Below are 15453 nucleotides of genomic sequence, written 5' to 3'. Positions count from 1 at the left end.
TTTTATGGCTTTAAAAATGAAGAAAAATCCACACGTGCGAATTTTACTTTTTCCTCGACTTCGCCAGATCCCAAATAGAAGTAATAGCCATCAGGCGTAGGAAATCCTTGATAGGTATTTGGTAAATTTTCTATCTCTCCCAGTTTTTTGAAATCTTCATCTAAGACGATAATTCTTGAAATATAGGATTGATTCGAATTACTTTCATTTTCTTTTAATCCGGTAATCACTTGCCTCAGATATATTTTTTGAAAATGATCGAAAGTGATCCAAGTATACCTTGCAGAGCTGTGATCTGGTTGGAAAATAGTATACTCTCCGGATGGAACAGTTTTACCTTTTTTGAAAATCAAACTTTCCTGAGGAGATGCATCAATCCATCTGGTTTGATTGTTTTCCAGAATCATTAAACTATCTACGACAGGGAAAGAGATAATAGCTTGATTGCTTTTAGAATTATAATAATGGGAATAAGGCCCCAAGTTTGGATCCTCATAAAACTCTCTCAATTTTTCAGGATACTCAAAAGAAATATATTCCCATTCCTCTGAATTCAAATTCAATCTAACCAACCAATCTTCATAGCCAATTAGTTTTTCATTCATGACATAAGGGACGTCCGGGATGATTATTTCATTCTCATAATAAGTGATTGGATTATTTGGGAAGACCGTATAATTAGAATAAAGCCTGTCAGTGGGAGTAGAAGGCAAACTCCAGGACTGGATTACTTTTCCTTCGAAATTAGCCTGATGAATTTTTCTATCTGCATCTATCACAAAAATTCCATCCTTTGTTAAGGCACGTTTATAATCAGTATCGCCTAATCCGTCTGGACCTTCTCTTTGATAGAACCTTTCAAAGCCTTTGTCGCCTTCAGGATAGCGATACCCAACAAGGTGGAGTTTTCGAAAGTCTAAAAGGAATCTTCCACTATCTGTTTCAAAGTAAGCTAAGCTTGGAGAAATAGCTGCTGTGTTTAAATCCTTTGAAAGGATAAGCGTGTCTTGAATGAGATTTTCAAAACTTTCAGTAGTTAAAACCTGCGATTTTTTATCGCTACAAGCCCAAAAAATTATGAGGATAGCACTAAGCCCAAAATTTAATATCGAAAAGGATTTTTTGGTTTTTATCATAAGCAGTTAGGACGAATGGAAAATATCTAAGGTTTTAAAAACTTAAAATTTGACCAGTTTTCCAAATGCCTAAATTTTAATTTATTAGTCAAAAAATCAGGAATTACCATTACTTTCTCTACACGTAACTCATGAATTCCAGACTCAAGAGAATCTAAGTATAAAATTGTTTCAAATGATTTTTGTCCGGAGATAGAGCTTTTTAAAGGAAGCCAGTTCTTAGGATAATAGGGTTCATCATCAATATAAATTTGATATAAGTCAGGCATAGCTTCAATTTTGCCCCAAGAAATAGAGTCGAGTTCATCCTGAAATTTCTCTCTCAATGATGCAAGAGATTTATTATCATCTACATAAAAGGGAAGTCCCAGTCTGTAAGAAGAACCCTCCATAATTTGGCTTTGGGCATAGGCTCGGGGATATCTTTTTTCCTCAGGATGTACATCCTCGAAATAGTATTCAGAAATTGGCCAGTTTATATCTGTTTCGCTAAGGTTCTTTTCATTAAAAAAAAGATCAAATCCTTTTACATCATTGAGAATGACAGGAATAGATAATAGAATAACTATTAGACCATACCAAACTGTAAACCACTTTCCGATATTAGATTGATAAGTAGCCCCAACTGAACTCAGCATTGTATTAGAATACCAATTCTTAAATTTATTCTTCTTCATGGTTGCCATCAGAATCGCATATGCCATTATACTGATGAGAAAAAATGCATAGATAGCCATAAATGGCAGATTAAACAGGACTTTGATAGCGATCAGAGTTCCCAGGTAAAAGGTGAAAATTAATATCAAAATGGAAATGGAAACCGGGTAAGCCAAAGTCATGGAACAAATCTTTTCCATCCTTAAAACCATTTCATCCGGATGTTGATAAGAATAGCCTTGGGCAACCTTAAATAGTTTTTCCTGATTCACTCCCTTAGGGAATGCATAACTGAGCCCTAAAAGCCCTGCCCATATAAATCTGAGGGACAACTGAACAATGAAAAATATCTTAAAAACACTTATTACAACACTTAAATAAAATAAAACTAGCGTGCTAAGTAAAAAGCCTGTTCCAAGATCCTGGACCAAATAAGCCGAGAATTCATAAATCTTTGCAGGAAAGATGAATAAAAAAGCCAAAATTAAACCCGTGATGATAATCTCTGGCTCCCAACTATTTCTTTGCAGGTTTTCCAGCCATGTCAAATCATCTTGTTTGCGATTACTATCCAGTTCTGCCATTTAAAATCAATTAATTAGCTAATTATACTAATTATTGATCCAACCATTGTTTAAATTCTCCAACTTTTTCACGGCTGACAATGACATCGCTGGAATCGCAGTTTCTAAGTTTCACCTTCAGACGGCTATTGGAATAGCTGTATACTTCTTCGACAGCTGCAATGTGACTGATATATTTTCTATTGATCCTAAAAAATTGAGAAGGATCTAACTGACTTTCTGTTTGCTCCAGTGTCTGATCGATGACATATCTCTTTCCGCTTTTGGTTTGAAGAAAAGTCACTTTTTCTTCACTGAAAAATAGGTCTACCTCCTCAATAGAAATGCTTTGGATTTTTTCCCCAAACCTTACTAAAAATCTACTCTTGAAGTTTTGTGTTTGCGGCTTTAATAAGTCCTTGATTAAGTCCAGATCCAAGCTCGGTTTAATTTGCTGAGATTTAAACTTATCCACAGCCCTGTTTAAATCCTCAGGGTCTATGGGTTTTAGCAGGTAATCCACCGCATTTACCTGGAATGCTTTGATGGCAAACTGGTCATAGGCAGTGGTAAAGATGACGGGTGTGGATAACTTAACTTTTTCAAAGATTTCAAAGCTGATTCCATCTGCCAATTGGATGTCACAAAAGATTAAATCAGGATGTGGATAAGTCTGCAGCCATTCTACCGAAGATTTGATACTATCTAAGTTTCCATGAAAGTCGGCATCCTGGAAATATGGCTTCAATAGCTTGAGAAGCCGATTTGCTGCTGGATTTTCATCTTCAATAATTAAGATATTCATGCCTCAATTTTTAATAAAGGAAGGATTACCAAGAATTCTTCTTCATTTTGAATCACCTCTGGTTTACGATTACTCAATAGTTCATATCGCAGGTTGATATTATTCAAACCAACTCCTGTAGAAGGCTCTTCCTTTGTTTTTTTGGGCTGAAACGTATTACTTATCCACACTTCATTTTCTTTTTGGATTATGTGGATAAATAGGGGAAGCTCCTTGCTGATGATATTGTGCTTTACTGCATTTTCCAAAATAAGTTGCAGTGACAAGGGAGGTATCCAATGGCTGTTTTCATCGAATGTTTTGATAGAAAATTGGAGACTTTCTTCAAATCTTATTTTTTGTAAGTCCAGATAATTTCTCGCAAAATCCAGTTCCTTCTTTAAGCTTACCAATTCTTCATTCTGTACTTCCAAAACATATCTATAAATCCTGGAAAGCTTTTGAATAAATTCTGCTGATTTATCTGCGTCTTCATAAACCAAGTTGGAAAGAACGTTCAAGGAGTTAAATAGGAAATGAGGATTGAGTTGATCCTTCAGTCCTTGATATTGGGAAGCCAATTTTTCGGACTTCAATCTTTCTGCTTCAATTGCGGATTTTCTCCATTCTCCAAGCCAGGACCAAGTGGTGAATATGGACATAAAAACCAATGCAATAATCATCGGTGAAGTAGTATAAGAGAGGAGTCCGGCCCATGGAATGTTATCCACAGTGATTTGCTTTGAAATCAGCGCATAAATGACAATCACTATATAGCTCGCTACAAAAGAATATGCCATATAGGTGGCAATAGTAAGAATGACACGTTTGATTGGATATTGAATCCATGACATCCTTTTGTCAAAGAAAGAATCAACCTGATTCCCGCCAAAACTCAAAACTGAGGAAAATAGAAATGCGGCTATAAAATCCGGAAAAAGTGATTTGATCCCCTCCCAAGTCAGGAAACATGTGGGACAAAAAATTACCATGAGAATCGAAGCAATGATCAAATTGACCCCAATAAACTTCGGAAAGCTTTCCCAGATACTGGTTTCTTTTTCGCATTGATTGGGGTTAGTCATTCGGCTCATTGTTTCAAGATAGTTAAAAAGGCAGATTTTTGAATTATTCAATTATTAGATTCAAAAATCTACCTTATAAATAGAGTACAATTAAATTAATTACAATTATTCATCATCTGCTGAGCACTTCTTTTTCCCCATTTTGGAAGGATATAATCTTCAGTGATAATGCTTTCCTCCTTTTCAAACTGTTCCAAACTCAATCTGACCATACCACAAGCTTTGTCTGTGCCACTTCCGAAGAATTGAGCCATTCCATATTCCATTTGAGCCATCAAATAAAGTGCTCTTGGGTTTTCCCTGTCAAGATTGATTGCTTTTCCAAATAATTGCATGGCTTGTGGACTTAAGTTTTGACCTCTTGAAGCAGGGTCCAAACTGATTTTACCCATGATTGCATATCCTTTCAATGCAGTTACTTCAGAGTTGGCTGGTGCTAATTTTTCTGCCTTGTCAATATATTCCAGTGCCTGATCCAAATATTGATCTTTGTTTACTTCAAATCGAAATGCTGCCTCAATATGGATCAATCCAGCATAATATAATGGAAGCCATTCCTCACTTTTAGCTTCTGCAATTCGCAAAAAACCATTTGCTACTTCTTTGGATTGTTCGGCATTTGCTATTTGATCCATGGCAATAATCTGTTTTTTCATAGCTTTTTCAAATGCGGGATCAGATGCCATGCTAAGACTTATCCACAGAAATGAAAGTGCGAAAGTTAAGATGAGCTTTTTCATAATTTATTGGTTTATAAGTTGTTTAATTGATTTGCGTTTTTGTCTTTAGAAAGGGTTAGAAAAATTCCCAAGAATAAAAACCTGGGAGCAACCTGACCACTTGGTATAGATTCAAATACTCCTTGGGAGTTTGCCTGCTGTGCAAACCTGTATCCAAATACATTCTCTCTTCCCAACACATTGTTGACTCCGAAATGAATGATCAAATTGGGTCTGGGTAAATAGCTCCAACTGAAGCTTAAACTTTGAAAGCTTTCAGTTTTAGAACTCATTTCCTCTCCATCATTTGGGTTATGGTAAGGGTATCCATCATTCATGGAAAAGCTGATTCCAAGCTGCGATTTTAAGTCCAAAATGAAATGTTTGGCTACTACAGAGAAGTTGTGTTTGGGAGCGAAGGATGGCTGAACCTCTGATTGGAACTGGTCAAACTGTCTCTTGCTATCCACAAAGCTGTAAGTGATCCAATAGTCTGTGTTTTTAATACTTTTTCTATCTCTGAAAAAGATATCCACACCCTGAGCATACCCCTTACCTAGGTTGGTCGGGTTTTGGGGGGATTGTGGATAACCTTCAAAAACCACCAAATTCTCATATCCTTTATAAAATCCCTCTGCTCTGAAAGTGATACCTTCTTTTTGTAGTAAATAATTTAATATCAGGTGATTGGATTCCGTGTTCTTGAGTGTTTGATTCAAAACTCGTAAGTTTTCCACAGGCATTTGAGAGAAAGAGCCTGCAGCAAAGGAGACTTGGGAGCTTTCTGAGATTTTGTATGCTAAAGAAGCTCTTGGGTCTAACCATTGTTCTTTATTCAAGGAGCTTTGGCCTGCTCTAAGGCCTGCCCGAAAAACAAGATTTTTGTTGAGGTAGTAATCCCACTCGGTAAAAAAATAAAACTGATGATCTACGTAATCTCTAGAGAAGTTGAGGTCTACCAGGCTTTCGTCAAACTGGTGATTGAAGTATTCTATTCCCGTATTCATGGATAATCTATCCGAAAAATCTTTGGTAGCAGTAAATTTCCCGTGTGCCAATTGATTCTTTCTTTCCAATCGAATACTATCAATGCGGATATCATCGAAGTTGGAAGAAAGAGCTGCCCCGGCAAATAAGGTCCATCCATTTTCAAAAGCATTCTTCCAATTGCTCTGTGCAAATGAATATTTATTTCTCAGCCGAATAAGTTGACCTCTACCTTCTTGACCTGGTTCAGGCTGCCATATTTCCATTCCCCCTGACTCTGTTCTGGCGAGTATTTTCCAAAGACCTCCTTTTGCTAATTTCTTTTGTGCCGATAATTCAATATCCCATCCATTGGGTGCTCTTTCCCAATCGAAATTTTGCTTTACCAAGGACTGATAAGGTTTTAAATCAAAATAATTGGCACTGAAAGTCAGGCTTTGCTTTTCTGATGAAAGCGTATGTGCATAACCTCCTCCAACAGACATGATGCTGAGGTCACCTTGACTTCTGATCGAAAGGTCTTTGGTATTCAAAGCTAAAGCCGAGGACAAGGCCTGCCCGTATTCGGCAGAATAGCCTCCTGTCGAGAAAAATGTTCCTTTGAATAGGTTGGGGTTAAAGCGGGTTCGGGTTGGGACATTTCCTGCAGTGCTTCCATAAGCATTGCCAACTCGCATGCCATCAATATAAATTCCCACTTCACTTGCATCACCGCCCCTGACAAATAATCTTCCATCATTTCCTACTGTGCTTGTTCCCGGTAGTGTCTGGAATGCGCCCACGATGTCACCCATTGCGCTAGGTGTAGTGACTATATCTAATGGCCGAAGTATGACTGATTTTTTTTCATCCGAAGCCTCCATTGCACCTGCGGAAATTGTCACAGCATTCATTTCTGTGATTGCCTCAACTAATATCTGATCCGGGATTTGAATGGCATTTCCTTCACAATGGATGGCTATCTCAATACTTTTAAAACCCATCAGTTGAAATACTAATACTTGAGGGCCTTCTTCATCAGTTTCGAATTCAAAGCTTCCATCATCTTTGGAAGTACTTCCATCATAAGATCCTTTGATGAGGACATTCACTCCAGGTAAGCCTTTCTTTTTCTCATCCAGCACTTTTCCTGAAATCTTGGTTTGAGAGAAAGAAATTGTGGATAAAGACAGAAAAAGGAAGATGAAAATACTGAGCGTTCTCATAGCGAATCATATTTGATCCGAATATGAGTTGCTTTTTAACCTTCAAAAATTAAAGTTGACTGAAGCGTCAAAATCGGCGACTGAAATGTCAGAGATTAATGATGAAGAAAAAATGGTTTGATGCAGATTCAATAAAAAAGGGAAAGACAAAATCTTTCCCTCTCTTAGACTTCAGGCTTAAATTCTTATTCTGGAAATATTGAAGCATCCATTTTTGGAACAATCCGAAGTGCATTTTTATAATAAACCTTTTTCAATACTTCATCAGGTAATCCCAAACCGTACATTCTCCAAAAAGCATGGTATTTTTTGTAGTAAGGGAAGTATTCATCCTCGGTTTCCAAAATTCTAAAGTAAGTGTGGAACTCTTCTGGATTGTAGGCGTCTTTACCAAAAATTAATCTGTCCTGATATTTGATGAAAAACTCTCTGGCTCTTTTAGGCTGCCTTCCAAACTCTTGGATAACTGCGCCGATTCCAAAATTCACATTGGGATATTTCTCCAGATGAGCGCTGGCCTTATCCAAGTCATTAGCCATCCAACCCATATGTGCATTGACAAAAGTTGTATTTGGATGCTTCTCGAAAATGTGATGCTGCTCGGCTATGATTTGCTCAAAAGGAGCAGGGTCAGTATCAGATCTTTTTCTATTGGGATGTGTTTTCAACTCCAACCATCTTTCATTATTGGCATCCATGGGTTCCCAAAACTGAGCTGGATCTGCAGCATGAATCAAAACAGGGATTCCCAATTCACCGGCTTTTGCCCAAACCGGATCTAAATCCGGGTGGTCTATTGGAACTCTGTTTCCATTGATATCTTTTACACTTAGGCCTAAGCTTTTGTAGATTTTTAAGCCCACAGCTCCTGCTGCTACATCCTCCTCTAATTCTTTGACAGCGATTCTACTCCAGTTTTCATCACCAAAACCGGCAAAATTCAAATTGGTGAAAACCAGAAATCGTCCCGGTGCATGGGTGTTGAATTCCCGAATCATGTTTTTGATGTATTCCTGCTGGGAGTTGCTGTCTCCTCTGCCAAATCCACGACCGCTCAAATTGACCATTACGCCCATATTGAGCTCATTCATTTCGGTAACCAACTTATTCACCTTGGCCTGGTCAATTCCCCCCTGATGACTGTGAATATCCACAAAAGGAAATTTTGCTAGGGTAACAGGGTTTTCAGGTACCTTCAAAGTGGAAGGAGGATTATATTCTTCAAAGCTCATTTCCTGAGCATTTACATTGAAAATCAATCCGCTGAAGATTAGGGTAATTAGGCTTAGGCTAAATTTGTTCATGTGCTATTAAACTCAATTAATGGTTTTGGGATGTGCCGTTCATAAAAAATCCCGAGCTAATAACTCGGGATATTCTTTTTACCTAGCTGTTCCTCCTTCTATGACTTGACCGAAGAAGATGGCATTCATGTATAGTTTATTTGTTCCAAACCAGAATGCTCTAAAATTCATATTATCTGCAAAGGCTACAATTCTTCCTCTGCCTACAGCGCCAATCTGAATCACCGACCCGTTCTTTAATCCAGGTAAATTACTTGGATGTAAATAACCGGAAGCAAGAGGGTTTTCGGTGTAGACCAATGGGTTAGCATAAGGATTTGAAGAAGGCTCTAAAAACAGATTATCATTTCTGAAAGTATGAATATTAGGGGACTCGTAGCCGTAGCCGATTGGATGAGTAGTATCCAGTTTTGCATTGAAAATTGCCCCGCCAGTTACTTTTGCACCTGTGGCATTTTCATAGTTAGCATAGGATTTTTGAAGTCCTTTTTCTTGGTTATCCACAGTTCTGAATTTGAACTCCTTTATTTCATTTTGCGCCAGCCATCTTACGGCTCCACCTTTAGCAACCAGGGTATTTCCTCTTCCTATCCAGTTTTTAATGGTTTCCGCACCTGATTTGCCTAGGCTGTTATAATTTCCATCAGGCATTAAAATCACATTATAGCGATCAATCACGGTAGCGCTTACTCTATCCATTGGCAGCAAAGTCACGGGCATTTCATAACGCTGATCCAAAAGGTGCCAGATTTCTCCAGCCTCATAGCTATCAACTCCTCCATCCACCAAAAGTGCAATTTCCGGCTTATCCAAAGGTGAAATGAAAGTAGAACCCATATTAATTCCGGCAGTATAGCCTGTGCTAATCGCATGAATATCCACAGTTGATTTAGATGCGATTTCCTGTAGTTTTTGATAAAAAGCATCTTTATCCAACCCAGATTCTCCCTGATCAATCAAAAGGGTTCCTCTCCCAAATGTCTTTCCCTCAGGTGTAGTAAACTCAGCATTAGCTACCCTTACTAAGAAGCCTGCCTTCAACAATTGGTAGGCAGCTTTGGGCGCGTAATAATCAGTCCACTCCAAGGCATATTGATAGGCTCCAGAGCCACCAATTACCTGTCCGGGCTTAAGTTGGAAATTATTCTTATTGACCTCTTCTACACTAGCCAAATTTAGAATTCGGCTGTTGAGTGCCATGTAGTCCAAATTGAAGGCCATAGGGTATGTCCAGGCAGAGATGTCATAGAAAAGGGAATCAGCAAAGCTTGTTCTGGTTTCAAACATCGCCTTGATCAGACGGTACTGAGGTTGATCTGCCGGGACTATGTAGGAATTTTCCTTTTTAAATTCTCTTCCATTGACGGTGATATCTTCTTTCAGGTTGAAAACCTTGATATCATGCTGCAAAATCAAATCGGCCAAATGATATCCTCTTGCATCGTCTTCTTTGCTTCCAAAAATGTAAGCCTTATTGACATCGGTGTCAGTTTCGGTTTTAATGCCTAGATAAAAGTCTCTCATCCATTGGTTCAATTCCTGCCTCATTTCCTTAGCCGCCTGATAGGAGGAAAGATTGGCTGTAAACTGATTTCTGATTGTGAATGGAAAACTCAGCAAACCATTGGCAGATTCCTGTAAATGGCCCCTGGAACTTGCTTGCTCAAACAAAATTCCAATCGATCCCTGTACATCTGGGTAGGTAGAGCCCTTTCCATAGTAAAAGTCATCGTAGTTCTCTTGATTATAATAAAGAGATCCAATCTTATCCAATGCTTTGGCATGGTATTGTCCGATCTTTTCTGTGAGTTTGAAGTTTTTTTCCGGAGTTAGCGGGTGCATTCTCGCCGGTACACCTGGCTGGAAAAAGAAAGTGCTGTTGGTTCCCATTTCATGGAAATCCAAATGAATATTGGGAAGCCAGCTTTGGAATACGCGAACTCTATTTCTGGATTCAGGATGTTGAACAGGAAGCCAATCTCTGTTGAGATCAAACCAATAGTGATTGGTTCTGCCTCTAGGCCAAGCCTCATTATATTCTCTCCCATTTGGATCTCCATTCAAATTATAAGCTTTATGGGAGTTTACCCAAGAAGCAAAACGGTTGAGTCCATCAGGGTTGATTGCTGGATCCAAGAGCAATACGATATTTTCCAATTCAGCCTCAATTTCATTTGCTGCCGCAAAATGATAGGCTGCTAAAAGAGAAGCATTGGCACCACTGGGTTCATTTCCATGCACAGAATAACCCATAAACATTACCACAGGCATGGAAGCGACATTGACAGAGGAATTTGGATTTCTAAGCTTGGCTCGATCTGCCTTGATTTGATCTATCTTGGCCAGGTTAGCTGGAGAGGAAATAGTCAAAAGCGTTTGGGGTCTTTTTTCATAAGTTCTTCCTGTCTCTTCAAATTTAACTCGGTCTGAAGCAGCAGCAACGGCTTTCATGTACATGACCAGCTGGTCGTGGCTTACGTGCCATTCTCCAACTTCATAGCCCAAAACCTCCTTAGGAGTTGGGATGGCAGGATTATAAGTGTATCCGGAAGGGAGATAATAGCTCAAGTCCACTTGAGCTTGACTGAAACCGGTGATAAAGCATAAAACCAGTATAAACGCACTTCTCATCATATCAATAGAGTGATTAAATTTTCGACTAAATTCTTACTTTATTTTACCAAAAAAAGCTATTTTGGAACAGTGGTAAAAATAATTGAAGAATCGAAATGAATTTACTTGAACCCAGTTTTCCTGTTTGGATAGCCCCTTTAACACTGGTTTTTTATCTGGGGTTTTGGATTTATGCTATTGTAGATTTGCTTAGGGCAGACTTCAAGGACTCCAGCCAAAGGATATTATGGATGCTGCTGTTGATTTTTGTACCGGTAATCGGGACCTTTTTGTATCTGTCTATGTCGAGGACTATGAAAAAACGCAGGAGGTTTGAGCCTGATTTTCGCAGTCAAAAAGATTAATCCTTGCAAAAATGAGTGAACTACTATTTGTTAATAATATGGGAGGAGGTATTCTCCTGTTTTTGATCTTATTTGGAATAGCTTATTCCATCCTTTGGATTTATTGTGTGGTGGATATCATCCGCTCAGATTTCAAAGATCCAAATATGAAGCTCATTTGGATCATCATTATTTTATTTGGACAAGTAATTGGGCCTCTTGTCTACTTGATTTTGGGAAAAGGCACTAAAACTACAACTAGCTAACAATGTTTGGAATTGGAATTATCGGTCTGGCGATTTATGCCTATACCATTTATGATGTGGTGATCAGCAACTTTGCGAACGATACAGATAAATTAATCTGGATTTTAATCGTGATTTTGGTTCCACTATTGGGAACTGTCCTTTGGTTTTTAATTGGAAGAGGAAAAAGAATCTAGAATCAGTGCTTGAAAATATCTTTCAGGGCTTCCGATAATTCAAAGTATTCAAACTGGAAGCCTGCTTTTTGGATTTTCTGGCAAGAAACCCGATTGCCACCCAGTACCATGGCTGCCATTTCTCCTAATACTAATTTCAAAACAAAGCCTGGAACTCCAATTCCTAAATAGGTTTTGCCTTTGGCATCCGCAGCTTCTTTAGTGACCTGTTGATTGGTGCTAGGATTGGGTCCAACGGCATTGTAAACTCCCTGTAGGGTAGTTTTTTCCAAAGCGTAGACAAACATTCTTGCCAAATCATCAATATGGATCCAACTCATCCACTGATCTCCTGAACCTAATGGTGCAGCAACTTGCGGTTTGAGCATTTCAGCCAAAGCGCCACCGTCAGCATCCAATACAATTCCAATTCGGAGCATGACTGTTCTGAGATGTAGGGATTCAATTTTCTTCACTTCATTTTCCCAAGCTATCACGACCTGAGCCAGAAAATCATTTCCAGCTGGTGATGTCTCATCTACTAATTTGGTTCCGGTATTGAAACCGTAGTAGCCAACTGCTGAGGCAGAAATAAAAGTCGTGGGTTTGGCCTCTGCTTTTTCGATTGCTTGGTGAAGAAGGGCTGTACTTTTTGTCCGGGATTGAAGAATTTCTTGCTTTCTTTCTGCAGTCCATCTTTGATCAGCTACTCCTGCCCCGGCTAGATGGATGACGGCGTCTGCCCACTCCATTGCCTCAGGGTCTATGGTTTGGGAATTGATATCCCAAACGAAGGATTTTCGCTTTTTGGAAGACCTACTCAGCCAAGCAACTGCATAGTCTTTTTCCTCCAAGAGTTGGGTGATTTTTTGGCCAATAAGGCCAGAGCCGCCGGTGATTAATATGTTCTTCATTTTGTGTGCTAATAACCCTGAAAACTCAAATAAGTTCTCGGGAAGTGATTTTCCTAGTTTATCTCCTACTTAAAAGTCAATTTCTATTCCTATTTTGCCATTCTTGATTTAAACGGTCGCTTTGGATTACTCGAAACTGTTGAAATATTTTTTGCTTTGGCTAGTCTTAGGCCTTTTGGTTGGCTTGCTTTCGGGCTCTGCGTCCGCCTTTTTTCTGGTGGCATTAGACTGGGCAACCAACTTCAGGGAAGAGCATTTATTGATAATTGCTTTACTTCCGCTGGGCGGTTGGATCATCGGCTGGACTTATTATAAAATTGGTCAAAATTCTGTCAAAGGCAATAATTTATTATTGGATGAATTATACCAAACCAAGAATCCAATTCCCCTCAGAATGACTCCCTTGGTGCTTTTTGGGACTATTTTCACCCATTTTTTCGGCGGTTCGGCAGGAAGGGAAGGCACTGCAGTTCAAATGGGCGGATCTTTGGCAGATCAGTTGACCAAATGGTTTAAACTTGAATCCGCTGACAGGAGATTAATCCTGATTTCTGGGGTTTCAGGTGGATTTGCTTCAGTTTTCGGGACTCCACTAGCAGGAGCTATTTTTGCTTTGGAATGGATGCACACGGGTCATTTCCGATGGAAATCTATTTTTCCAGCCTTTTGGGCTGGTTTGGTTGCTCATTGGGTTTGCGAATCGCTCTGGGGAGTGGGTCACACTGTTTATCAAATCCCCGAGGTGGCGACTCATACTTTGATGAATTTACTTTGGATCATTCCTGCCGGAATTGTCTTTGGTTTATCAGGAAGATTATTTGCGGAAACCTCTCACTTTTTCTCCAAAGTTTTTTCTCAGACGATTTCTTATCCACCCTTGAGGCCGTTCATAGGCGGACTGCTGATCGCTTTATTTGTATGGATTTCGGGCAGTACCACTTATTTGGGCTTGGGAGTGCCTAGAATCGTAGAGGCTTTTGAAACTCCTTTGCCTTGGTATGATTGGTTGGCTAAAACAGGTTTGACTGGTTTTACTTTGGGAGCTGGATTTAAAGGAGGAGAAGTGACGCCTTTATTTTTCACGGGAGCTACCTTGGGAAATGCCTTGCATGGTTTGATTCCGCTTCCCTTAGCTTTATTAGCTGGGATGGGATTTGTGGCCGTATTTTCCGGGGCCACCAATACTCCTATGGCCTGCACTGTAATGGGAATGGAGCTTTTCGGATATGAATCCGGATTTTTTCTCGCGATAGCCTGCTTCATCGCCTATATCTTTTCTGGTAAAGGAGGGATTTATGTATCTCAGGAGTTGGGATGGAAAAAGGCGTGGTTTTATTGAAAAATATTCATCAGAAAAATTGATTGAAAGGCGGAGTTTTTTAATTAGTCTCGCACCAAGGTAGATTAAACCATTTGTTTTTCAGCAATAAAAGAAACTTTCAAAAATTAATTTCAGTTGTATTTTTAGTTCAAGCTTATTAATTTTAAACCATATAATGCTCTTGGCAACGTATTCTCAATTCTACATAACATAGCGAGGATGCCGACCCTAGAGCTTTTTTTTAATCTCAATGAAAAAAAGAACTGCAATTTTGGTAGATGGAGGTTTTTTTCTGAAACGGTATCGATCCATCAATAAAATAAAAAATCTTGATCCAGAGAGGACTGCAAAGGATCTTTGGGAAATGTGCTTAAAGCATCTAACACAAGCTCGGTCTGAGAATTACGACTTGTATAGAATTTTTTATTATGACTGTCTTCCCTATGCCAAAAAACAGCATAACCCAATTACCGGTAAGTCAATAGATTTTTCAAAAACTGACCAATTCAAATTTCAATTTGCGTTTTTTGAAGAATTAAAAAAGAAAAGGAAGATTGCCCTAAGGCTTGGTGTCTTAGAAGATCGAAAAAGATGGATAATTAGACCAAGTAAAACGAAGGAATTACTCTCTAAAGAAATTACAATAGAGGATCTTACCGAGGACGATGTGCAATTCGACTTTAATCAAAAAATGGTAGATATAAAGATTGGACTAGACATTGCGTCAATTACTTTAAAAGGCCAAGTGGATCAAATTATTTTAATTTCAGGAGATAGTGATTTTGTTCCTGCCGCAAAATTAGCACGAAGGGAAGGTATAGATTTTCTTTTGGACCCAATGTGGAATCCAATAAAACCGCATCTTTTCGAACACATCGATGGCTTAGTTTCTAAAATAAAGAAGCCATAAAAAATCCGTATTAGCTAAGTGGGTAAACCAAAATCAATTTCCCCGAATCATATAAAGAGAGGAATTTATTTTGAATAAGATATTCCAGACACTGAAATTGAATATTTCAAAAAGAGTAGTTTAAATAGTCATATTTTCTTCCGTACTAATTCCAGTAAGGTGCGATTTTTTATAGAAGGCCAACCCTGCAAGCTGGCCCCTTGCTAAAATGACCCAAAGGGGTCATTTCTTGACGCCTGTCTTCTTCAGGCAGGCTCTGTCCTTATTCCAGTAAGGTGCGATTGAAGGATCGCTATCGACTTAGGCCAGAACCGTTCAATCTGTATTTCAATTCCAGTAAGGTGCGATTGAAGGGCTGCTCTTGCTGCTGTAGTCATGGCTGCTCTTTCCATTTCAATTCCAGTAAGGTGCGATTGAAGGTATGGGCGCAGGAGTTTGCCAAGATCGCTTCCGAGCATTTCAATTCCAGTAAGGTGCGATTGAAGGTCTT

General features: G+C 39.0%; 14 protein-coding genes. 5 read left to right on the top strand and 9 right to left on the bottom strand.

The window, feature by feature from the left end; genetic code table 11:
• Positions 1–2: 2 nt before the first annotated feature.
• The 8 genes from BM073_RS05905 to BM073_RS05870 all read right to left on the bottom strand — a co-directional run bounded on the left by BM073_RS05905 (position 3) and on the right by BM073_RS05870 (position 11074).
• On the bottom strand, positions 3–1136 hold the full coding sequence (locus tag BM073_RS05905; protein ID WP_091651799.1) for a DUF4221 family protein: 1134 nt from the start codon (positions 1134–1136) through the stop codon (positions 3–5).
• Between the two features lie 26 nt (positions 1137–1162).
• Entirely contained in the window at positions 1163–2377 is a 1215-nt protein-coding gene (locus BM073_RS05900; protein ID WP_091651796.1) for a hypothetical protein, read from the bottom strand.
• 31 nt (positions 2378–2408) lie between these two features.
• Positions 2409–3161 (bottom strand): LytR/AlgR family response regulator transcription factor, encoded by a 753-nt coding sequence (locus tag BM073_RS05895; protein ID WP_091651795.1) that lies wholly within the window; start codon positions 3159–3161, stop codon positions 2409–2411.
• A complete protein-coding gene (locus tag BM073_RS05890; protein ID WP_175557855.1) occupies positions 3158–4225 on the bottom strand; it encodes a sensor histidine kinase in 1068 nt (355 codons plus the stop codon). The genes BM073_RS05895 and BM073_RS05890 overlap by 4 nt, the downstream gene beginning before the upstream one ends.
• Before the next feature lie 95 nt (positions 4226–4320).
• The gene (locus BM073_RS05885) at positions 4321–4965 is read right to left on the bottom strand and encodes a tetratricopeptide repeat protein (protein WP_091651790.1); all 645 of its coding nucleotides are present in this window, start codon (positions 4963–4965) and stop codon (positions 4321–4323) included.
• 11 nt (positions 4966–4976) lie between these two features.
• A complete protein-coding gene (locus BM073_RS05880) occupies positions 4977–7136 on the bottom strand; it encodes a TonB-dependent receptor (RefSeq protein ID WP_091651788.1) in 2160 nt (719 codons plus the stop codon).
• 185 nt (positions 7137–7321) lie between these two features.
• On the bottom strand, positions 7322–8440 hold the full coding sequence (locus tag BM073_RS05875; protein WP_091651785.1) for an amidohydrolase family protein: 1119 nt from the start codon (positions 8438–8440) through the stop codon (positions 7322–7324).
• 78 nt (positions 8441–8518) lie between these two features.
• The gene (locus BM073_RS05870; protein ID WP_091651783.1) at positions 8519–11074 is read right to left on the bottom strand and encodes a M14 family metallopeptidase; all 2556 of its coding nucleotides are present in this window, start codon (positions 11072–11074) and stop codon (positions 8519–8521) included.
• 95 nt (positions 11075–11169) lie between these two features.
• On the opposite strand from BM073_RS05870, the gene BM073_RS18315 reads away from it, so the two are divergent.
• The 3 genes from BM073_RS18315 to BM073_RS05855 are packed head-to-tail and all read left to right on the top strand — an operon-like array spanning position 11170 to position 11839.
• On the top strand, positions 11170–11418 hold the full coding sequence (locus BM073_RS18315) for a PLDc N-terminal domain-containing protein (protein ID WP_091651781.1): 249 nt from the start codon (positions 11170–11172) through the stop codon (positions 11416–11418).
• Positions 11419–11429: 11 nt separating this feature from the next.
• Positions 11430–11663 carry a PLDc N-terminal domain-containing protein gene (locus BM073_RS05860; protein WP_245756375.1) on the top strand — a complete coding sequence of 78 codons (234 nt, stop codon included), beginning with the start codon at positions 11430–11432 and terminating at the stop codon, positions 11661–11663.
• Between the two features lie 2 nt (positions 11664–11665).
• Positions 11666–11839: a PLDc N-terminal domain-containing protein gene (locus tag BM073_RS05855; RefSeq protein ID WP_091651778.1), complete on the top strand. Its 174-nt coding sequence runs from the start codon at positions 11666–11668 to the stop codon at positions 11837–11839.
• Positions 11840–11841: 2 nt separating this feature from the next.
• Here BM073_RS05855 and BM073_RS05850 read toward each other — a convergent pair whose 3' ends face one another.
• The gene (locus BM073_RS05850) at positions 11842–12732 is read right to left on the bottom strand and encodes a TIGR01777 family oxidoreductase (RefSeq protein ID WP_091651774.1); all 891 of its coding nucleotides are present in this window, start codon (positions 12730–12732) and stop codon (positions 11842–11844) included.
• 139 nt (positions 12733–12871) lie between these two features.
• Here BM073_RS05850 and BM073_RS05845 point away from each other — a divergent pair, with 139 nt between their 5' ends.
• Together BM073_RS05845 and BM073_RS18215 are read left to right on the top strand one after the other, a co-directional pair.
• Complete coding sequence (locus tag BM073_RS05845) at positions 12872–14071, top strand: chloride channel protein (protein ID WP_245756374.1); 1200 nt, start codon at positions 12872–12874, stop codon at positions 14069–14071.
• Between the two features lie 232 nt (positions 14072–14303).
• On the top strand, positions 14304–14963 hold the full coding sequence (locus BM073_RS18215) for an NYN domain-containing protein (RefSeq protein WP_091651769.1): 660 nt from the start codon (positions 14304–14306) through the stop codon (positions 14961–14963).
• The last annotated feature ends 490 nt before the right edge of the window (positions 14964–15453 follow it).

Source organism: Algoriphagus ornithinivorans (assembly GCF_900115305.1).
GTDB lineage: Bacteria > Bacteroidota > Bacteroidia > Cytophagales > Cyclobacteriaceae > Algoriphagus > Algoriphagus ornithinivorans.
This window is presented reverse-complemented; position numbering and strand designations above follow the sequence as displayed.